The organism is Azospirillum sp. 11R-A, from assembly GCF_049472615.1.
Lineage (GTDB): Bacteria > Pseudomonadota > Alphaproteobacteria > Azospirillales > Azospirillaceae > Azospirillum > Azospirillum palustre.
On sequence record NZ_JBCEBL010000016.1, the window covers coordinates 82635 to 103063 of the forward strand.

Annotated in this window: 14 protein-coding genes; 5 read left to right on the forward strand and 9 right to left on the reverse strand. The window is 68.4% G+C overall.

Annotated features, from left to right (window positions below):
* Positions 1-96: 96 nt before the first annotated feature.
* A complete protein-coding gene (locus tag VH569_RS20895) occupies positions 97-1281 on the forward strand; it encodes a hypothetical protein (RefSeq protein ID WP_423317568.1) in 1185 nt (394 codons plus the stop codon).
* 87 nt (positions 1282-1368) lie between these two features.
* On the opposite strand, the gene VH569_RS20900 is transcribed toward VH569_RS20895, so the two are convergent.
* Both VH569_RS20900 and VH569_RS20905 read right to left on the reverse strand, forming a co-directional pair.
* The gene (locus tag VH569_RS20900; RefSeq protein WP_423317570.1) at positions 1369-3084 is read right to left on the reverse strand and encodes an MFS transporter; all 1716 of its coding nucleotides are present in this window, start codon (positions 3082-3084) and stop codon (positions 1369-1371) included.
* Positions 3085-3296: 212 nt separating this feature from the next.
* Entirely contained in the window at positions 3297-4364 is a 1068-nt protein-coding gene (locus VH569_RS20905) for a transporter substrate-binding domain-containing protein (protein WP_423317572.1), read from the reverse strand.
* A 169-nt stretch (positions 4365-4533) separates the two neighbouring features.
* Between VH569_RS20905 and VH569_RS20910 the strand changes: the two genes are divergently transcribed.
* On the forward strand, positions 4534-7995 hold the full coding sequence (locus VH569_RS20910) for an ATP-binding protein (protein WP_423317574.1): 3462 nt from the start codon (positions 4534-4536) through the stop codon (positions 7993-7995).
* A gap of 35 nt (positions 7996-8030) precedes the next feature.
* Here VH569_RS20910 and VH569_RS20915 read toward each other — a convergent pair whose 3' ends face one another.
* Both VH569_RS20915 and VH569_RS20920 read right to left on the reverse strand, forming a co-directional pair.
* Positions 8031-8684 carry a bifunctional 4-hydroxy-2-oxoglutarate aldolase/2-dehydro-3-deoxy-phosphogluconate aldolase gene (locus tag VH569_RS20915; RefSeq protein WP_174470653.1) on the reverse strand — a complete coding sequence of 218 codons (654 nt, stop codon included), beginning with the start codon at positions 8682-8684 and terminating at the stop codon, positions 8031-8033.
* Positions 8684-9610 (reverse strand): MurR/RpiR family transcriptional regulator, encoded by a 927-nt coding sequence (locus tag VH569_RS20920; RefSeq protein ID WP_423317576.1) that lies wholly within the window; start codon positions 9608-9610, stop codon positions 8684-8686. The genes VH569_RS20915 and VH569_RS20920 overlap by 1 nt, the downstream gene beginning before the upstream one ends.
* A gap of 211 nt (positions 9611-9821) precedes the next feature.
* On the opposite strand from VH569_RS20920, the gene VH569_RS20925 reads away from it, so the two are divergent.
* Complete coding sequence (locus tag VH569_RS20925) at positions 9822-10664, forward strand: fumarylacetoacetate hydrolase family protein (RefSeq protein WP_423317578.1); 843 nt, start codon at positions 9822-9824, stop codon at positions 10662-10664.
* A gap of 69 nt (positions 10665-10733) precedes the next feature.
* Here the strand turns inward: VH569_RS20925 and VH569_RS20930 are convergent, their stop codons facing one another.
* Both VH569_RS20930 and hmpA read right to left on the reverse strand, forming a co-directional pair.
* Positions 10734-12911, reverse strand: a complete 2178-nt coding sequence (locus VH569_RS20930) for a methyl-accepting chemotaxis protein (RefSeq protein WP_423317580.1) — start codon at positions 12909-12911, stop codon at positions 10734-10736.
* 493 nt (positions 12912-13404) lie between these two features.
* Positions 13405-14580 (reverse strand): NO-inducible flavohemoprotein, encoded by a 1176-nt coding sequence (gene hmpA / locus VH569_RS20935; RefSeq protein ID WP_423317582.1) that lies wholly within the window; start codon positions 14578-14580, stop codon positions 13405-13407.
* Between the two features lie 134 nt (positions 14581-14714).
* On the opposite strand from hmpA, the gene norR reads away from it, so the two are divergent.
* Both norR and VH569_RS20945 read left to right on the forward strand, forming a co-directional pair.
* Positions 14715-16316, forward strand: coding sequence for a nitric oxide reductase transcriptional regulator NorR (gene norR / locus VH569_RS20940; protein ID WP_423317584.1), 1602 nt, complete (start codon positions 14715-14717; stop codon positions 16314-16316).
* Positions 16313-16579, forward strand: coding sequence for a hypothetical protein (locus tag VH569_RS20945; protein WP_423317586.1), 267 nt, complete (start codon positions 16313-16315; stop codon positions 16577-16579). Before norR ends, VH569_RS20945 begins: the two co-directional genes overlap by 4 nt.
* Here the strand turns inward: VH569_RS20945 and VH569_RS20950 are convergent.
* The 3 genes from VH569_RS20950 to VH569_RS20960 form a co-directional block, all read right to left on the reverse strand.
* Positions 16576-17859 carry a TRAP transporter large permease gene (locus VH569_RS20950; RefSeq protein WP_423317588.1) on the reverse strand — a complete coding sequence of 428 codons (1284 nt, stop codon included), beginning with the start codon at positions 17857-17859 and terminating at the stop codon, positions 16576-16578. The two genes, VH569_RS20945 and VH569_RS20950, sit on opposite strands and share 4 nt — an antisense overlap.
* Entirely contained in the window at positions 17856-18395 is a 540-nt protein-coding gene (locus tag VH569_RS20955; protein WP_423317590.1) for a TRAP transporter small permease, read from the reverse strand. Before VH569_RS20955 ends, VH569_RS20950 begins: the two co-directional genes overlap by 4 nt.
* Before the next feature lie 79 nt (positions 18396-18474).
* Positions 18475-20304 (reverse strand): histidine kinase N-terminal 7TM domain-containing protein, encoded by a 1830-nt coding sequence (locus VH569_RS20960; RefSeq protein ID WP_423317592.1) that lies wholly within the window; start codon positions 20302-20304, stop codon positions 18475-18477.
* Between the last annotated feature and the right edge of the window lie 125 nt (positions 20305-20429).

Sequence of the window (20429 nt, forward strand, 5' to 3'; positions counted from 1 at the left end):
CGGCCGATCCCGTCGGGACACTTCCCCTCCTTTGGTGTTCTTCCTGCAAGGCTGCAAAGCCTTTGGTCGAACACGAAAAGGTGAAGGAGAGTCCGAATGGTTTCGGTCAGCGCCGGTTCCCAGTCCAGCCTCAACACCGACGCGCTTGATGTGACGAACATCCAGGGCGGCACGATCACCGGTGCCACGCCCGACCAGCTCGTCATCACCTATCCCGGCAACCGGTTCACCGATTTGCGCGGCAATTTCACTTATGATCCGCTCACCAAGGCCCTGACCGGGGGCACCGTCACCAGCGTCACCAACGCGAGCAACGGCGTTCTCGACGTGGCGGTGTCGGATCTGAACCTGCCGGTGGCGACGGCTCTGAACTGGGCGAGCACCGGCACCAGCCCGGAGGCGATCCGCGCCGCCCTGCTGGGAGGCAATGACAGCCTGTCCGGGTCGGAGCTCAACGACACGCTGCGCGGCTATGCCGGCGACGACACCATCAAGGGCGGCATGGGCGACGACCTGCTGGATGGCGGCAGCGGCATCAATGTCATCGATGGCGGCGACGGTAGCAACGACACGGTCGCCCGCCACGCCTCGCTGGCCGACAGCGGCGCCGTCAAATACAATGGCGAGATCTATGTGATCGACGCCAACGGCTATGACCGGCTGACCAACGTCGAGTTCATCCAGTACACCGACCAGACGGTGGCCGGCGCCTCGGCCCCGGTGTTCGACGGCCTGTCCTATATCGCCGCCAATCCGGACCTTGCCGCCGCCTATGGGATGGACAGCGAGGCCGCCTTCGACCATTACCGCTCCTTCGGCTGGAGCGAGGGGCGGTCGCTGACCTTCAACGCCGCCGGCTATCTGGCCGACAACCCCGATCTGGCCGCGGCCTTCGGCACCAACACGGCCGATGCCACCCGCCATTACATCGAGACCGGCCGCAACGAGAATCGCCGGTTCGATTTCGATGCGGAGTCCTATCTGGCCGCCAACCCAGACCTGATCCAGGCCTTCGGCAACGACCCGACGGCGGCGGCGCTGCATTACGCCACCATCGGCCGGACCGAGGGGCGGAGCCTGGGCTTCGACGCGCAGGCCTATCTGGCGCGCTACCCGGATCTGCAGGCGGCCTTCGGCAGCGACCTTCAGGCGGCGACCGCCCACTATGTCGCCGAGGGCTATGAGGAGGGCCGTGTCGCCGCACCGCTCGCCCCCGCCACCGGCGCCGCCTTCGCCGTGGACGATGCGGCCCAGCGCAATGCGACGCTGACCATCGCCTGACGGCGAACGGGCAGAGGCTGAACGGCAAACGGGCGGAGGGTCATCCCCTCCGCCCGTCTTCCTTGTCAGACGTTCATGCGGCCGCGGTCAGTCGTGCTGGTAGATGTCTACGTCCTTGGTTTCGCGGACGAACAGCAGGCCGATCACCAGGGTCGCTGCGGCGATGATGATCGGGTACCAGAGGCCGGAGTAGATGTCGCCGGTGGCCGCTACGATGGCGAAGGAGGTGGTCGGCAGGAAGCCGCCGAACCAGCCGTTGCCGATGTGGTAGGGCAGCGACATCGAGGTGTAGCGGATGCGGGTCGGGAACATCTCCACCAGCATCGCGGCGATCGGGCCGTAAACCATCGTCACGTAGAGGACCAGCACCGTCAGCAGGGCGATGACCATCACCGTGTCGATGCGGGCCGGATCGGCCTTGGCCGGGTAATTGGCGGTCTTCAGCGCATCGCCCAGCCCCTTGTCGAAGGCGGCACCGGCGGCCTTCGCATCGGTCGGGGTGGCGGCGGTGGCCGGGCCGTGGCTCAGCGACACGGTGGTGTTGGCCTGCGGCACAGCCGTATAGCTCGGGATGACCGTGCTGCCGACCTTGATCGACGCCACGGTTCCGGCGGGCGCCACTTCGTTGGTGTAGGGGATGCCGCGCCTCACCAGGGCGCTCTTGGCGATGTCGCAGGAGCTGGTGAACTGGCTGGTGCCGACCGGGTTGAACTGGAACGAGCACTCATTGGGATCGGCGACGACGACGACCGGCGCGGTGGCGATAGCCTCCTCGAGCGCCGGGTTGGCGTAGTGGGTGATGCCCTTGAACAGCGGGAAGTAGGTCAGGCAGGCCAGCAGCAGCCCGGCCATGATGATCGGCTTGCGGCCGATCCGGTCGGCCAGCGTGCCGAAGATCACGAAGAAGGGAGTGCCGATCAGCAGGGCCGCCGCGATCATCAGGTTGGCCGCCTGGGCATCGACCTTCAGCGTCTGGGTCAGGAAGAACAGGGCATAGAACTGGCCGGTGTACCAGACCACCGCCTGACCGGCGACGAGGCCGAACAGGGCGAGGAGGACGATCTTCAGGTTCTTCCACTCGCCGAAGGATTCGGTCAGCGGCGCCTTCGAATGCTTGCCTTCCTCCTTCATCTTCGTGAAGGCGGGCGACTCGTTCAGCATCAGCCGGATCCACACCGAAATGCCGAGCAGAACGATGGAGATCAGGAACGGGATGCGCCAGCCCCAGGCGTTGAAGTCCTCCGGCGACATGGCGACGCGGCAGCCGAGGATGACCAGAAGCGACAGGAACAGGCCGAGCGTCGCGGTGGTCTGGATCCAGGAGGTGTAGTTGCCGCGGCGGCCGTGCGGCGCATGTTCGGCGACATAGGTCGCGGCACCGCCATACTCGCCGCCCAGCGCCAGACCCTGCAGCAGGCGCAGGCCGATCAGGATGATCGGGGCGGCGATGCCGATGGAGGCGTAGTTGGGCAGGATGCCGACGATGAAGGTCGACAGGCCCATGATCAGGATGGTGACCAGGAAGGTGTATTTGCGGCCGATCATGTCGCCGAGGCGGCCGAAGACCAGGGCGCCGAAGGGACGGACCGCGAAGCCGGCGGCGAAGGCCATCAGCGCGAAGATGAAGCCGGCGGTCGGGTTGACACCGGAGAAGAACTGCGCGGCGATGACTGCGCTGAGCGATCCGTAAAGATAGAAGTCATACCATTCGAAGACGGTCCCGAGCGAGGATGCGAAGATGACTTTTTTCTCCTCGCCCGTCATCGGTCGGACGGCGTCCGATGTCGAAGCCGCATAGGCCATGGTCTTCACCCTCCCAAGTGAATAGTCCACAACTTTGGTTGGTTTTTTCGCGTGCGGTGCCTGTCGGTCACGTGATTCGATGACCGAGCCCGCGACTTGGTTATGTCACTGATAGTTGCGTGCACGAACAGTGCACGTCACCCCCGACCATGGTCGGGGGTATCGGGGGCACGGTAATGGGTTACGCTAATCTTTTGAGCGGATACCGGTTCCTACTGGAACACGGGGGCGTAGAGCAGGCCCCCTTGTGTCCAGGGCCGGTTCAGGCCGCGGTCGAGCTTGAAGGGCGACCTGTTCCCGAGATTGCGTTCGAAGATCTCGCCGTAATTGCCGACCTGCACAACCGCCTGATAGGCCCAGTCCGGCCGCAGTCCCGCTTTCGCCGCCACCTCCGGCATGCCGGACAGCAGGCGGCGCATCTCGCTGGTGCCGGTGATGCGCTGGAAATTGGCGTTGGCGCCGGACACCCCGGCATCGTCGGTCAGGAACAGGGCGAACATGGTCCAGCGCACCGCCGCCATCCAGTTGCGGTCGCTGTTCGGCGTCAGCGGGGCCAGCGGCTCGCGCGAGGCCAGCGACGATGGAATGTCGGCGATCTCCACCGCGTCCTGCGGTGTCTCCAGCATGTGCAGCGCCGTGGTCAGCAGCGCGCGGTCGGCGCTGATCGCCGCGCAATCGCGGCTGAGAAAGGCTTCCAGCGTATCGGGCCAACCGGGGAAGCTGCGCAGCTTCCAGGGGCGCTTGCCGCCGCCGATCAGCGTTTCCAGCTCGGCCTGGGTGGTGGTTCCGGCCGGCACGCAGACCGTGAGGTCGCCGTCCAGCGCCGAATGGCCGTCGGGCAGCCGCCATGCGGCAATCCCCTGCACGTCGTAGAAGATCGGCGGCCCGAAATCGACGGCATAGGTGGCGTCGCGCGTCAGTGTCCAGGATGTCTGGGCGAAGGAGACGTCGACCTCGCCGGCGGCGACGGCGGCGAACTCCTGCGGCTTGGACAGACGGCGGATTTCGATGGCGTCGGCCTTGCCCAAAACCGTAGCGGCCAGCGCCCGGCACAAATCGACCATGAAGCCGACCGGCCGCCCGCCGTCGTCGTTGGCGGCGAAGCCGGGATTGAAGGACACCCCGCAGCGCACGACTCCGCGCCGTTCGATCTCGGCAAGGACCGGGCGGTCGCCGTTGCGTGCGGCGGCGTCCGGCTGTGCCGCGACGGTTCCGGCGGACAGCAACGGTTGCAGCGCCAGCAGCAGGCCGACTGTGGCGGCAACAGGCTTCGACCCCATCCTTCTCCCCTTATCCGACGACCGCGCTATGATACGCTGCCGGCGCCGCCACGCAAACGATGCGCGGCCGAGGGAAGCGGGAACGGGAATGGCGGGCGACAGCAAGGCGGGGCCAAGCGGTTCCGGATCGGGCGCTTCCGGATCGGGGAAGGCGCCGGGGAAGGCTGGCATGGTCAGGATCGGTGTCGGCGCGCGATTGTTCGGCGCACTCGCCTTCAACGGTCTGGTCGCATTCCTGATCGGGCTTGGCGCCTATATCGCCTTCGATGGGCTGCATGCCGGCATCACCAAGGTCACGTCGGAGCAGTTCCCGGCGGTCGTCGCCTCCGCCAAGCTGGAGCGCCAGCACCAGCGGATCATGCGGACCCTGGAACAATTGGCCCTGTCGCAAGAGAATTTCGGACGCGAAACGATCAAGCAGGGGTTGGCCGACCAGTTGGACGGCTATGACCGGCTGCTGGCGGAGATGGACTCCTCCGACGGCCGGCAGACCCAGCGGATCACCGGGCTGAAGAGTCAGCGCGACGAGATCCTGCGGCTGCGCGACGCCATCGACCGCGGCGTGACCGCCCGCATCACCGCCCGCCGCGCTCTCGCAGAGCGCAACCGTGACGTGCGACGGATGGCCGACGCCCTGGCCGAACCGGCCCTGCGCGGGGTGGAGGATGCAGGCGTGCAGCGCTGGCTGGCGATGGCGGAGCGGCTGCTGTTCCTGATCGCCTCGGTCCATCAGGCGGAGAACAGCTTCGCGCTCACCCGGCTGGCCGACAGCGCGGTGGCGCAACTGTCGGCGCTGGATGGGTCCGCACCGGTCGGTCCGGCGGACGGCTCAGGTGACAATGTGGCGGACCGGCTCGCCCGGCTGGCGGAGGGCATGCGCTCGGTGGTGGAGGGGGACCGGTCCGTCTTCCGCCAGCGGCAGGCGGAGTTGCAGGCCTCTGAGATGCTGAACGGGCTGGTCGACCGCGCCAATCAGGTGTCGCTGGTCAACACCGGCCTCAACACCGGCATCTTCGTCGAGCAGACCAAGGCGGCGGAGGAAAGCCGCCAGCAGGTGATCGAGGTGTCGACCACCTACACCCGCCTGTTCTTCGCCTCGGTCGGGGTGGTGGTGCTGGGAATGGTGCTGTCGGTGCTGTATGTGCGGCGCAAGGTGCTGGCCCGGTTGTGGGCGGTCAGCGAGGCGATCCGCGACCGCACCGGCGGCGGCCGGGCGGAGGTGCCGGTGACCGGTGCCGACGAGATCGGCGAGCTTGCCCGGGCCCTGCGCTTCTACATCCAGGAGACGGAGGACAAGAGCGAGGCGCTGCGCCGCAACGAGCAGTGGCTGCGCACGGTGCTGGAGGCCGCACCGGTCCCGCTGGTGATCTCCGGCCGTGCCGACGGCCAGATCCGCTTCGTCAACCGCCGTGCCGCCGACCTGTTCGAGGTGGACGAGGCCGGCGAGCTGCTGGGCCGCCCCGCCGCCAGCGTCTGGTACGTCCCGCAGGTGCGCGACGAGTTCGTCCGCGACGTCTTCACCAGCGGGCTGGCACTGGATGTGGAGACCGAACTGGTGACCCGCTCCGGCCGTCGGCTGTGGGGCCTGCTGTCCGGCATCGCCTTCGAATTCCAGGGCGAGGAGGTGCTGCTGAGTTCGGTGGTCGACATCACCCGCCGCCGCGAGGCGGAGGAACTGCTGCGCCGGACCCAGGCCTTCCTGGACGCCGTCATCGACAATGTGCCGAGCGTCCTCTACGTGCTGGACGGCGACAGCGGCCGCGTCCTGCTGTGGAACCGGGCGGCGGAGGATTGCTTCGGCACCCGCCGCGCCGACATCGAGGACCGCACGCTGGCCGAAGTGCTGGGTCCGGAGACCGGCCGGGCGCTCGCCGGCGGCGATCCGGGATCCATGCGCTCGCTGGGGGTGGAGGAGCTGGTTCTTCCCCGCAACGGCGAGAACACCGTCTTCGCGTTGCAACGCCATCCCTTCGAATGGTCGGGCGACGGGCGTTGCCGCATCATCTGCGTCGCCAACGACATCACCGCGTCGCGCCGGGCGCGCGAGGAACTGCGGCAGGCCAAGGAGCGGGCGGAGCGCGCCGACGCCGCCAAGACGGAGTTCCTCGCCACCGTCAGCCACGAGATGCGCACGCCGCTGAACGGCATCCTCGGCCTGTGCCGGCTGCTGCTGACCGGGCAGTTGCATGCCGGGGAGCGCCGCTATGCCATGTCGATCATGCGCTGCGGCCACGGGCTGCTCGATCAGGTCAACGACATCCTCGACCTGCGCAAGATCGAGGACGGCAAGCTCGACCTCGACCCGACTCCCTGCGCCCTGCTGCCGGTGCTGGAGGAGGTCGTTGCGACCGTGGAAGGACTGGCGAACGAGAAGGGGATCTACCTCGACCTCGACATCGCGCCGGAGGTTCCGGACCAGGTGGTCATCGACCGCCAGCGGTTGCGGCAGATCCTGGTGAACCTCGTCGGCAATGCGGTGAAGTTCACCGAGCGCGGCGGGGTGGACCTGCGCGTCGACATCGAACCGGGTCCGGAACGTTCCGGTACCGGAGAGATGCTGCGTCTGGCCGTGCGCGACACCGGGATCGGCGTGCCGGCCGACCGCCGCGCCGCCATCTTCGAAAAGTTGGAGCAGGCCGATCCGACCATCGCCCGGCGGTTCGGCGGCAGCGGGCTGGGGCTCGCCATCGTCCGCCATCTGCTGGACGCCATGCAGGGCAGCATCCGTGTCGACAGTGTGGAAGGGCTGGGCAGCGTCTTCACCGTCACCATCCCCTTGCTGCGGGTCGATGAGCCGGCGCTGCCGGCGCGTCCCGGACGGCTGCTGCCGATCAGCCGGGTGCGGTCGCTGGCCCTGCTGCTGGTGGAGGACGATGCGATCAACCGGGAGGTGGCGCTGGGGCTGCTGTCCGACGCCGGCCACCGCATCACCGTCGCGGAAACCGGGGAAAGCGCGCTGGAACTGGCGACCCGGCGGCACTTCGACGCCATCCTGCTGGACATCCGCCTCCCTGACATCGACGGGCCGGAGGTGGCGCGCCGCATCCGTGCCCTGGAGGATGCCGACCGTGCGGCGGTGCCCATCGTCGCGGTGACGGCCAACGTCTTCGCCGCCGACCGTGCCCGCTACATCGCCTCCGGCATCGATGCGGTGATCGAGAAGCCGATCTTCCCGGAGCGGCTGATGCACCTGCTGTCGAACGCCGTCGCCCCGCGTGACGACGATGAGGAGCCGGGAGCGGGGATGGTCCCGGCGGAAACGTCGCCCCGCCCGCGGGTGGTCGAGGACGATGTGAACGAGGAGATTCTGGAACGCTACATCCGCTCCCTCGGCCCCGCCCGCTTCACCACCATCCGCGGCCTGCTGCTGGAATCGGCCCAGGAAGGGCTGCCCCGCCTGTCCGCCGCCGACACGCCCGATGACGAGATCGAGGACATCGCCCATCGGCTTGCCGGCGCCGCCAGCCATTTCGGCCTGACCGCTTTCGTCGGGCTGATGCGGGCGGTGGAGGACGGCATGCGCGAAGGCCGCCGGGTGGAGGCGCAGGAGTTGGCCGCCACCGCGGAATCGGCCTTCAGCCGCGGCCTCGCGGCGATGGACGCGGTGCGCGGGGTGCTGGAAGGGGTTTGAGGCGGAGGGTCGGCCCCCGCCTCAGGCCGGTTCGCTCAGGCGCCCTTGGCGGCGCGATAGGCTTCCATCAGCTGGCGGCCGGCGGCGAGGATGCCCTCGCGGTCACCCTTCTTGACCAGGGTTTCATCGACCAGCTTGCCGCCGGCGCCGACGCAGGCAACGCCGGCCGCAACATAAGAAGCCACGGTGGTGGCGTCGATGCCGCCGGTGGGGACGAAGCGGACGCCGGGGAAGACCGACTTCAGCGCCTTGATGTGCGCCGGGCCGACGGTGGAGGCCGGGAAGATCTTGATGGCGTCGGCACCGGCGGAGATGGCGGCATGCACCTCGGTCGGGGTCAGGGCGCCCATCAGGCAGGCCACGCCATGGTCGCGGCAGGCGGCGGCCACCTTCGGCACGACGCAGGGCGACACCACATACTTGGCGCCGGCCTTCACCACGTCGGCGACGGCGGCGGGGGTCAGGACGGTGCCGGCGCCGATCAGGGCGCCGCCCTCCGCCGACAGCTCCTCGATCAGGCCGACGGCGCCGGGGGTCGTCATGGTGATCTCGAAGGTGCCGTAACCGGCCTCGCGCAGCCAGGTCACGGCGGTGCGCGCCAGATCGGCGGAGCTGTTGCGGATGACCGGAACGACGCCGTAAGCGACGAGCTGGTCCAGGATTTCGTTGGGGGTTTGCGTGGTGGACATCAGGATTCCTCGGTTTTTTTTCGGGTGACGGAAGACGCGGAGTTTGAAACGGAAGCCGGCCGCTCCGGCGCGCGGTGGTGCCCGGCCAGGACGGCCTTGATGCGGGCGAGACGGCGGTCGAGGCCGGGCGGGGCCTGCAGGCCGACGGCGACGGTCAACACGTCGATCAGCGCCAGCTGCGCCAGACGGGAGGCCATCGGGGTGTGGACCGCGGTGTCCTCGTCCACATCGACGGTCAGGCGGATGTCGGCGCGTTCGGCCAGCGGGGTCGCCGATGCGGTGATGGCGATCACCGTCGCCCCGCCGTCGCGGGCGATGGCGGCGACGTCGAAGATCTCGTCGCTGGTGCCGGTCTTGGAGATCGCCAGCAGCGCGTCGCCGGGGCCGAGCGTCGCGGCGGCCATCGCCTGGAGATGGGCGTCGGTGCTGGCGGTGACCTGCGGCAGCAGGCGGAACAGCTTGTGATGGGCGTCCAGCGCCACGGCACCGGACGCGCCGACGCCGACGATCTGCACCCGCCGCGCCCGTGCCAGCACCCCGGCCGCCTTTTCCAGCGCCAAGGCGTCGAGCCGGCCGCGCAGGCGGACCAGCGCGTCGATGGAGCGGTTCAGCACCTTTTCCGCCGCACTGGCGACGCTGTCGCCGGGCGAGAGGTCGCGCACCAGCGGGGTCGGGCGGTCGCCCGCCTCCTCCCGCGCGGCCGACGCCGCCAGATGCTGGGCCAGCGCGATCTTGAATTCCTGGAACCCGCCAAAGCCGGCGGAGCGGCAGAAGCGCAGGACCGACGGTTCGCTGACCCCCGCCTTGCCGGCAAGCTGGGCCAGGCTGTCGCGCACCGCCGCACCGGGATCGGCCAGAACGCTGCGCGCCACCGCGGCTTCCGCGCGGCGCAGGCTGTCGAGGGAGGAGGCGATGCTGTCCAGCATGGGAGGACCGGAGTGGCTGCCGAAGGGGCAGCGGATGGAGGCGTATCGGAACCGAATGTAGTTTTACTACAGACGGGCCGCTTTGTCGACCCGCCTGTGGAGCAATGCTACAATTCGTTCGCTCCCCCCTTTACTTTCCGCGCCGTCCGGGCAGGATCGGCCGGCACCGCCGTCCTGTCGGAGGCAACCTCCTTATCTGGAAGGGTTTTTCATGAAACTGCTGCGCTACGGCCCGCCGGGCCAGGAAAAGCCGGGCCTGCTGGATGCCGATGGCCGCATCCGCGATCTGTCCGCCCATGTCGACGACATCGCCGGCACCGCTCTGCTGCCGGACGGGCTGGACAGTCTGCGGGCCATCGACCCGGCCTCGCTGCCGCTGGTGGAGGGGAACCCGCGCCTCGGCCCCTGCGTCGGGCAGGTGGGCAAGATGGTCTGCATCGGCCTGAACTTCTCCGACCATGCGGCGGAGACGGGCATGGCGGTGCCGCCGGAGCCGATCATCTTCATGAAGGCGACCAGCGCCATCGTCGGCCCGAACGATCCCATCGAACTGCCGCGCGGCTCGGAAAAGACCGATTGGGAGGTCGAACTGGCCTTCGTCATCGGCAAGACCGCCAAATACGTCTCGGAAGACGAGGCGATGGACCATGTCGCCGGCTATTGCATCGTCAACGACGTGTCCGAGCGCGCCTTCCAGATCGAACGGCAGGGCCAGTGGACCAAGGGCAAGAGCTGCGACAGCTTCGGCCCGACCGGTCCGTGGCTGGTGACCCGTGACGAGATCGAGGATCCGCAGGCGCTGAAGATGTGGCTCGAGGTCAACGGTCACCGCTATCAGGACGGCAGCAGCGCCACCATGGTCTACGGCGTGCGCTATCTGGTGTCCTACCTGTCGCGCTTCATGAGCCTTCAGCCGGGCGACATCGTCTCCACCGGAACGCCGCCCGGCGTCGGCATGGGTCAGAAGCCGCAGGTCTTCCTGAAGGCCGGCGACGTGGTGGAACTGGGCATCGAAGGGCTGGGCATCCAGCGCCAGACGGTGGTCCAGGGCTGAAACCGCTTTGGGGCTGAAAAACGAAAGGCCCCCTCTTCCCCGCGGGGAAGAGGGGGCCTTTCGCTGGCATCATGCCGACCGCACCTGACTGAGGAAGCGGTCGATCTGCTGCTGGAGACGGCCGGTCTGGCTGGAGACCTCCTGGGCGACCGACAGGACTTCCTGGGCCGACTGGCCGGTCTGGCCGGCGGCGGTCCGCACCTGACCGATGTTCTGGGAAGCCTGGGCGGTGCCGCCCGCCGCCTGCTGGACGTTGCGGGCGATCTCCGAGGTGGCGGCACCCTGTTCCTCCACCGCCGCGGCGATGCTGGCGGCGATGTCGTTCAGGCGGCCGATGGTCAGGCCGATGCTGCGGATGGCGCCGACCGCCTCGCCGGTCGCCTGCTGCATGGCGCCGATCTGGCCGGCGATCTGCTCGGTGGCCTTCGCCGTCTGGCTGGCCAGCTGCTTCACCTCGCTCGCCACCACGGCGAAGCCCTTGCCGGCTTCCCCGGCGCGCGCCGCTTCGATGGTGGCGTTGAGCGCCAGCAGGTTGGTCTGGCCGGCGATGTCGGAGATCAGGTCCAGCACGGCGCCGATGCGGCTGGCCGCCTCGTTCAGGTCGCGCATGGTGCTGTCGGTGCGCTCGGCCTCATTGGCGGCCTTGGCGGCGATGGTCGCCGATTCGGTCACCTGCCGGGCGATCTCGCTGATCGACTGCGACAGCTCATGCGCGGCGGAAGCGGCGCCATCCACGTTGACGGACGCGGTTTCAGCCGCCTCTGCCGCGTTGCCGGCCTGGCGCGAGGTGTCGTCGGCGGTCGCCACCATGCCGGCGGCGGTCTGGTGCATCTGGGTGGCGGCGGCGGACACCGTCTCAACCACCGTCTTGACGCCATTCTCGAACTGGTCGGCCAGCGACAGCATGGTCTGGCGGCGTTCGCCGGCGGCCCGCTGGCGTTCGGCCTCGGCGGCGGTGCGGGCGGTCTCCACCTCGCGCGCGGTGTCGCGGAAGACCAGCAGCGCGGCACCCATCTCCGCGATCTCGTCCTTGCCGGTCAGCGCGATCTCGGCATCGAGGTCGCCGGCGGCGATGCGGCCCATGCCGGTCTTCAGATCCATCATGCGGCGGATGACGATCCGGCCGATATAGAGCCAGACCACCAGGATCGACACCAGGATGCTGATCCCCGCGACGGCGATCTGCATCATGCGGCTGTTGTCCAGCATATGGGTGGTGGCGGCGCTGGCCTCCGCGATGCTGCTCTTCTGCCCGTCCACCAGGGCGGAGATGCCCTTGGCGAGCGTGGTGGTCAGGGCGTGGTTGCTCTCCAGCAGCTGGGTGAAATAGCCCTCGATGGTCAGTTCCTTCTGCCGCAGGGTGACCATGGAGTTTTCGCCGATGGAAAAGCCGTTCAGCAGTTCCGCCTGCTTGGTGGCCACGGCGGCCAGCCGTTCCGGCAGTGCCTCCGCGTTGTTGGAAAGCCCGGCGAGCGACACGCCCACCCGCGTCTCGATGATCGCCAGCCGCTGATCGTCCCTGGTGGTCGACGCTTCCATCAGCATGTTGCGGATATTGGCGGCTTCCGCCGTGACGATGGCCAGCGGCTTCTTCTGCGCCATCACCTTGTTCAGGGTGGCCGCCGCCTCGCGCATCGCCGCAGGGGCGGCATCCGGTTCCGCCAGGGTCGAGCGGGCCTGCTCCTCGTCATTGTTGAGGACGGAGGTCCAGGGGGCGGCGAATTTCTGGATTTCCGCTTCGGCCGCCATCACCTTCGGCATCATCGCCATGCGTTCGGCGCCGAGCGCCACCCGTTCGGCCGCAGCCTGATCGAGCTGCGCCAGATTGCCGAGCAGCCCCTGCGATGCCTCCTCGATTGCGGCGAGCTGAGACCCGGCGGAGCCGGTGGCGCGCAGCCGGGACAGGCGCGCGTTGAACTCCTCCTTCGCGGCGGCGATGCGGGCGGAGACCGCCTCGCGCGCAGCGGCGCTATCGGCGGAGGTCAGGGCCGGGGCCAGCGCCACCAGCCGTTCGGCCTGCTGCGCCACCGCCATGCCCTCGGTCATCGCCGGCACCGCCTGACCGACGATGGCGTCGATGGTGGTGCGCACGTTCGCATAGCCGATCAGCGCCACCGCGGCGGCGACCAGCGTGCCGGACAGCACCACGCCGATGGCGATCATCAGCTTGGCGCGCAGCCCGGAATACCATGCACCGCCCTTGGCGGGTGCGCCATGGCGCGTCATGCTCTGGCTATCCTTCGACATCCCATCCTCCCCCTTCGGTGCTCGGACACCGACGCTCCACAAGTCATTGCGGCTGGCCGTTCCGGCTCTCGCCGCACCTTCATTCCACCGAACCTGCCTGCAACGGTCGCGGGCGGTTCGCAGGCGATGTCGCAGAAAAGGAACAATTGCAAATAATCTGACCGTTCCGTGACTAGGAAAGCGCCAAATCGCTTAAGAAAGAAATAAGGAGAATCCACGATTCTTCCGTGACGGCCTGCGAAACATGCCGCAGCGCAATGATCGGTCAGTCGGACCCCGTTTCGATTTCACTAAAAGCGCGCATGGCTTGGCCGCCGCAAGCCGGAATGATGATCCAGGCCAACCGTCGACATATATAAAACTGGTGATATAACAGATTTACTCACAACCGGCGGGCGCAACGGCCTCGCGCTCCGCCGGACCGGCAGAAAGAAGGCCGGCCTTCGAAAAGGCCGGCCCATCCAGTCGGAGGCAAAGCGGTGTCGGCGTCGCGTCAGGCGAGCGCTTCGCGCGGGCCGAAGAACTCATGCACGATGGCCGACTCCGGCAGGCCGAGCGCGGTCAGCGCCTTGACCACCGCAGCCATGAACGGCTTGGGACCGACAACATAGGCGGCGACCCCCGGCTCCTGCGGCAGCAGCTTGCCCAGCCGCTCCTGGTCCAGCAGGCCGACCATGTGCGGCTCGTCGCCCGGCTGCGGGTCGGCATAGCAGTAGACCGGCTTCAGCGCGTCATGCAGGGAAGCCAGCTGGTCGACCTGCCGGCGGAAGGCATGGACCGAGCCGTTGAGCGCCGCATGGACGTAGATGACCTTGCGGCCGGCGGCCAGCGCCTGTTCGGCCAGCGGCAGGGCGGGGGTCTGGCCGACACCGCCGGTGATCAGCAGCAGCGGACCGGCGCCCTCGCGCAGCACGAACTCGCCGGCGGGCGGATAGACGTCGATCTCGTCGCCGACCTGCACGCGGTCATGAAGGAAGCCGGAAACCAGCCCCTGCTGTTCCCGCTTCACCGAGATGCGGTAGTCCTTGCCGTTCGGCGAAGCCGACAGGCTGTAGTTGCGGTGGACGGTCTCGCCGTCGATGGTCAGCCGCAGGCCGAGATACTGGCCGGGATGGAAGCCCATCACCTTTCCGCCATCGACCGGCGCCAGCCGGAAGGAAGTGATGACGGCACTCTCCGGCGTCTTCTCCGCGATGCGGAAACGGCGGGCGCCGCGCCAGCCGCCGGTCAGCGCCGCCTTGCGGGCATATTCCTTCTCTTCCGCGGCGATCAGCAGTTCCGCCAGCTGCCAATAGGCGGCACCCCAGGCGTCGGCGACCTCGGCGGTCACCGCGTCGCCCAGAACCTTGCCGATGGCTTCCATCAGGCAGGTGCCGACGATCTTGTACTGGTCGGGCGTGATGTTCAGCGAGACGTGCTTCTGCACGATCCCGTCCACCGCCGGACCCAGCACCTCGAGCCGGTCGATGTTGGAGGCGTAGGCGATGATGGCGTTGGCCAGCGCTTCCGGCTGGGCGCTGCTGCGCTGGTGGCTCTGGTTGAAGACGGCGCGCACCTCGGGGAAGCGCTCGAACATCAGCGGATAGAAGGTGCCGGTGATCTTGTTGGCGTTGGCGGCGACGACGGGAGCAGTGGCCTTGATGACGGCGATCTGGGCAGGCGTCAGCATGGGAGGGAGCAATCCTTTTGCGCGTCACGATGTCGCAACCAGATGGCAAGCCCTGTGCCAAAGCGACGCAGCGCGGGAATCCGCGCTGCATAGAAGCCGCGTTGTCAAAGTGACCGCGCGCGGTATGATGTCGGATGGACAACGATGCGGTCATTTCGACACCGTCGCTCCCGCTGGAAGAGGCCGGAGCGCTGGTGCAGGCGCTGGACGATCCGGCACGGCTGTGGCCGTTGCTGCTCGATCTGATGGCGCGCCATCTGCCTTGCGATGCCTGCGCGCTGCTGCGGCGGGACGACCGTGCCGGCACCGGGCGGGCGGGGGAGGGGTTGCTGGTGCCGCTCGCCACCCGCGGCCTCAGTCCCGACACGCTGGGGCGGCGCTTCGAACTGGACGAGCATCCCCGCCTGAAGGCGATTACCGAGGCCGGGGACGGACCGTTGCGCTTCCCCGCCGGCTGCGAGCTTCCCGACCCCTATGACGGGCTGATCCCCGACCTGCGCGAGCGGCTGCATGTCCATGACTGCGTCGGTGCGCCGCTCAGCGTCGATGGGCGGCCATGGGGCATGCTGACCCTGGATGCGCTGAACGAGGGGCGTTTCGAAGGGTGGGAGGGGGCGATTGCCGCCTGGGCCCGGCTCGCCGCCGACCTTGCCGCGGCGATGGAGCGGCGTGCCGCCCTGGCCGGCGATGGCGGCACCGCCCTGCGAATCCTCGACGACCCGCCGCACGGGCTCGACTTCGACCCCATCGGCGCCAGCCCGGCGATGGCGAGCCTGCTGACGGAGATCGACACCGTGGCGGCCAGCAACCTCGTCGTGCTGGTGCTGGGCGAAACCGGGGTGGGCAAGGAGTTGGTGGCGCGGCGGCTGCACGCCCGTTCCTCCCGCGCCGCCGGACCGCTGGTCCACGTCAACTGTGCCGCCCTGCCGGACGCGCTGGTGGAAAGCGAACTGTTCGGTCATGTGCGCGGCGCCTTTTCCGGTGCGGTTGCCGACCGGCGCGGCAAGTTCGAACTGGCCGACGGCGGCACCCTGTTCCTGGACGAGGTCGGCGAACTGCCGCTGGCAGCGCAGGCAAAGATGCTGCGGGCCTTGCAGAATGGCGAGATTCAGCGCGTCGGCTCCGACCGCCACATCACCGTCGACGTGCGGGTGGTTGCCGCCACCAACCGCGATCTGGCGGCGGAGGTGCGGGAGGGCCGCTTCCGCGCCGACGTCTATCACCGGCTCAGCGTCTATCCGCTTCGGGTGCCGCCGCTGCGCGACCGCGGCACAGACGTTCTGCGGCTGGCCGGTCTGTTTCTGGAGCGCAACCGGGCACGGCTGGGCCTGCGCAACCTGCGCCTGTCGGTGGCGGCGGAGCGGCGCATGCTGGCCTATCCCTGGCCCGGCAATGTGCGCGAACTGGAGCACGCCATCGGCCGCGGCGCCATCCGCGCCCGCGTCGCCCGCCCGCCGGACGGCGGCGTGCTGACCCTGACCCCCGCCGATCTTGGGCTGGACGAGGGAGAGGGGAGCGCCGTGACGGCTACCGTCCCGGTGCGGCAGCCCCGCCCGCCGGAAGCGCCGGAGGTGCCAGACCTGCCGCTGCGCGACGCGGTGGAGGATCTGGAACGTCGGATGATCCGCGAGCATCTGGACCGCCATGATGGCAATTGGGCGCAGGCGGCGCGGTCGCTCGGGCTCGACCGCAGCAACCTGTTCCGCCTCGCCCGCCGGCTGGGGCTGCGGGAATGAGCAGGGAGGGGTTGTCCTGGCGCGCGGACATCGATGCGCTTGTCTTCCAACCGGCCGGGCATGGCGGCTGGTGCGCTGTCCACCGGCTGGCCTTCCGCGCCTTGCTGGACCGGCGGGAACCGACGCCGGAAGACTGTCTCGCCTACGCCGCCGCCCACCGTGCCTCGTTCGAGGCCGCGGCGGCCGGCAAGATCGCACAACGGGGCTACGGCGCCGCGGCCAGCCTGCATCTGACCAGCCGCGACGTCGCCTGCCTCCTCTAGAACCCCATTTGCCGCGGCATCCACAGTGCCAGCTCCGGCCAGACGATCACCGCGACCACCACCAGCAGCATGGTGATCAGCGGCCACATCACCCAGCGCAGGGTGCTTTCCATCGTGCAGCCTGTCATCCGGCAGGCCACCATCAGGTTGACGGCCATCGGCGGGGTGAACTGGCCGACCGCGATCATCAGGGTGAGGATGACGCCGAACCAGGTCAGGTCCCACTTGTAGGCGGTGGCGATGGGGATCAGCAGCGGCAGCAGGATGATGAAGATCGAGATGCCGTCCAGGAAGGTGCCGACGACGGTCAGCAGCACCACCAGCAGCGCCATCACCCCATATTCGCCGAGCCCGGAATGGATGATGGCGTCGGCGATGGGGTCGATCACCGACAGGGTGCTCAATGCCCAGCCGAACACGCTGGCAAGCGCGATCACCGTCAGGATGATGGCGGAGATCTCCGCCGCCTCGACCAGCATGGAATAGAGATCGCGGACGCGGATGGTGCGGTAGACCACCATGCCCAGCAGCAGGCCATAGGCCACGGCGATCACCGCCGCTTCCGTCGGGGTGAAGATGCCGAGCCGCAGGCCGCCCAAAATGATGACCTTGGCGAACAGGCCCAGCGACGCATCCCACAGGCTGCGCCAGAAGGGCGGGCGCGGCTCATGCGACAGCTTGGAGCCGAGATTGTATTTCCGCGCCAGCCAGAAGACCGGGATGATCAGTGCCAGACCGGCCAGGGTGCCGGGAATGATGCCGGCGGCGAACATCGAGGTGGTCGGGGCGGCCGGAACCAGCACACTGTAGATGATCAGTGCGACCGACGGCGGGATCAGGATGTCGGTGGCCGCCGCCGCCGCGATGACGCTGGCGATGTAGGGGCGGGGATAGCCGGCGCGGATCATGCTGGGCGCCATGACGCCGCAGACCGCCGCGGCGATGGCCGGACCGGAACCGGAAATGCCGCCCATCATCATCGCCACCACGACGGCGATGACCGCCAGAGCGCCCTTGCCCTGGCCGACGATGGCGGTTGCGAAGCGCACGAGCTTCTGCGCCACGCCCGACCGGTCGAAGATGGTGCCGGCCAGCACGAACATCGGGATGGTCAGCAGCGGATACTTGGCGATGCCGGTATAGACGCTGGTCGGTACCGAGATGACGCCGAGATGAGCGAAGGCGATGGCGGCAGTGCCGGCCAGCCCGAGGGCGGCGGCGATCGGCACGCCCAGCACCATCATCACCAGGAAAGATCCGAAGAGCAGAGTGGTGATCACGGCTCGCCCTCCGGGATATGTCCGGTCTCAAGCGGCTCCGTGCCCTTGTGGATGCGCACCATGCGGCCGACGGTGCGGGCCAGCACCACGAACGACAGAACCGGCAGGCAGATCGTGTAAATCCACTGCGGCAGACCCAGTGCCGGCGATGTCACCTCAAACCGGTAATCGTCCCAGGTGGTCCAGGCGCCGTAAACCGTCAGCAGCCCGTACATCAGCGCGACGCAGGCCATGGCGAACTGCTCGGCCCGGCGGCGGTTGACGGGCGACATCTTGTCGGTGACGAAGGTGATGCGGATATGCCGGTCCTTCACCACCGCGGCCGACGCGCCGAGGAAGGTCAGGATGACCATCAGCGCAATCGAATACTCCTCGGTGAAGGCGAAGGAGACGTCGGTCAGGTAGCGCACGACGACGTTGGCGAAGGTGATCAGGGCCACCGCCGCCATAGTGATGGCGACCAGCACTTCTTCGATGCCCAGGGGGACGCGTGGTTTCGGCACCGGCCGGACGACGGTGGGGTCGTGATCGCTCATATTGCCAGGGTCCAGATGGAGGGAGCGGGATTATTCCCCTCACCGGGCAATCAATGCAAGAAACGATCTCCCAGCCGGATTACTCCGCCGGCATGCCGGCCATCCCGTCTTCGCAGATCGTCTCCTTGGACAGCGGGATCCGCAGGGTGAAGACGCTGCCCTCGCCCAGCCGGCTGTCCACCGTCACGGTTCCGCCATGCAGCGCGGCGATGCGGCGGACCATGTTCAGCCCGACCCCGCTCCCCGCCGCCGTCCCGGTGTTGGACGCGCGGAAGAAGCGGTCGAACACCCGGTTCCGCTCGCTGTCCGGGATGCCGATGCCCCGGTCGGCGACCGACAGCGCCAGCCACGGTCCATCCGCCGCCGCCTCTTCCCGGGCCAGTAGCCCGACCGGAGTGCCGGAGGGGGAGTATTTCAGCGCGTTGTTCAGCAGGTTGTGGACGCACAGTTCCAGCATCGGACCGTCGCCCACCACCCAGTGCGGGCAGCCGTCCAGATCCAGTTCGATGCGCCGGCCGGGTGCCGCGTCGCCCTGGGCCGAGGCGGCGGCGCGCAGCAGGGCTGGCAACGCCAGCCGGTCGCGGCGCAGCGCAAAGGCGGGATCGTTCAGCCGGTCGTCGGCGAGGCAGGTTTCCAGGATGTTGATCTGCCGGCGCACGGCGCGGCGGATCTTTTCCAGCCGAGGCAGCATGCCGGGGGCCTTCACCTCCGCATCCATCAGTAGAAGCTGGGCCGCCCCGTCGATGATGGCGAGCGGCGTCTTGAACTCGTGCGCCGCCATCGACAGGAAGCCGTTCAGCGCCCGCTTCGCCTCCTGTTCCGCCACCAGCCGCTCTTCCGCCTCCAGCCGGGCGAGGTCGAGGCGGCGCACGGTGTCCTCCAGCCGCCTCTCGGCCCGGTGGCGGTGCGTGACGTCGCGCAGCATCAGCAGGCAGCCGACCTCGCGCCCGCCGCCGCCCGCCGTCAGCGGTACCCAGGTCACCTCGAAGCTGCGCGGAGAGTCGCCGCAGTCCAGCGTCAGCGGTCCCGGTGCAGCCGCCGGCATGGCGCCGACCATGGTGGACAGGGCCGACAGTCCGGGCAGGTCGGCAAGCCGTCGCCCGATGGCGGCATGATCGCCGGCAAGCGCCTGTGCCGCCGGATTGGCTTCCACCACGGTGCCGTCGCCGTCCAGCACCAGCACCGGATCCGGCACCGCGTCGAGCAGCACATCGCGGGCTACCGGCAACAGTTCGAAAAGGCGCCGCCGGGTGATCAGCCAGTAGAAGATCCCGTCCATCATCAGGAAGCTGAAGGCGGTGGGATCCAGGTCGAACAGGGTCAGGTTACCGAAGACATAGCCGGCATTGGCGGCCCACGGGACGGCCATCACCACCAGGAAGCCCAGGTAATGGGTGCGGTAGGCCGGGGTCGCCCGGTGGATGCCGCTGGCGGTGACGACGATGCTCATCACCATGAAGGCATAAATATAGATGGTGACGGCGTAGAAGAGCAGCCCGTGGCTGTAGACCAGGGCGGCGCCCGGCTCCGCGTTGACTGGCTGGATGGCGGTGTAGAACAGGTGATGGGCGTCGTTGGTCATGGCCACCGCCCAGGTCGCCAATCCGATCGTCACCAGCACCAGCCGCCAGCGTGCCGGCAACTCGCCCCTGGTGTAGGACCACAGGAAGAACGCCCACAGGCTCGGTGTGCAGACAATGCCCAACCAGGCCATTTCCGCCCACAACAGCTTGTCGGCGGGCGCCGGCACCATGCTCTCGACGGCGACGGCCGTCGACCACCAGGCGGCCGACAACTGCATCAGGACGAAATCGGTGCGGCCGGGGAAGGCGGGGAGGGTCCAGCTGCGCGCTGCGATCCACAGGGTGGCGACGACCGCGGCCAGAAGCAGGGCTGACGGAAGGGTCATCGCGGAGCGTGCATGGGTCGGGGCTTCGGCGGTGGTCGGTTGCGGCGGACGGGAAGTGCGGAGAATGAACCTTTCCGTCGAAGCTGCGCAAGCTTCTCCGCGGAAAAGGAAAAGCGCGCCGAAGT

Coding starts and splice junctions, on each gene's coding strand:
- VH569_RS20895 (WP_423317568.1), top strand. CDS start 97: ATGGTTTCGGTCAGCGCCGGTTCCCAGTCCAGCCTCAACACCGACGCG.
- VH569_RS20900 (WP_423317570.1), bottom strand. CDS start 3,084: ATGGCCTATGCGGCTTCGACATCGGACGCCGTCCGACCGATGACGGGC.
- VH569_RS20905 (WP_423317572.1), bottom strand. CDS start 4,364: ATGGGGTCGAAGCCTGTTGCCGCCACAGTCGGCCTGCTGCTGGCGCTG.
- VH569_RS20910 (WP_423317574.1), top strand. CDS start 4,534: ATGGTCAGGATCGGTGTCGGCGCGCGATTGTTCGGCGCACTCGCCTTC.
- VH569_RS20915 (WP_174470653.1), bottom strand. CDS start 8,684: ATGTCCACCACGCAAACCCCCAACGAAATCCTGGACCAGCTCGTCGCT.
- VH569_RS20920 (WP_423317576.1), bottom strand. CDS start 9,610: ATGCTGGACAGCATCGCCTCCTCCCTCGACAGCCTGCGCCGCGCGGAA.
- VH569_RS20925 (WP_423317578.1), top strand. CDS start 9,822: ATGAAACTGCTGCGCTACGGCCCGCCGGGCCAGGAAAAGCCGGGCCTG.
- VH569_RS20930 (WP_423317580.1), bottom strand. CDS start 12,911: ATGTCGAAGGATAGCCAGAGCATGACGCGCCATGGCGCACCCGCCAAG.
- hmpA (WP_423317582.1), bottom strand. CDS start 14,580: ATGCTGACGCCTGCCCAGATCGCCGTCATCAAGGCCACTGCTCCCGTC.
- norR (WP_423317584.1), top strand. CDS start 14,715: ATGGACAACGATGCGGTCATTTCGACACCGTCGCTCCCGCTGGAAGAG.
- VH569_RS20945 (WP_423317586.1), top strand. CDS start 16,313: ATGAGCAGGGAGGGGTTGTCCTGGCGCGCGGACATCGATGCGCTTGTC.
- VH569_RS20955 (WP_423317590.1), bottom strand. CDS start 18,395: ATGAGCGATCACGACCCCACCGTCGTCCGGCCGGTGCCGAAACCACGC.
- VH569_RS20960 (WP_423317592.1), bottom strand. CDS start 20,304: ATGACCCTTCCGTCAGCCCTGCTTCTGGCCGCGGTCGTCGCCACCCTG.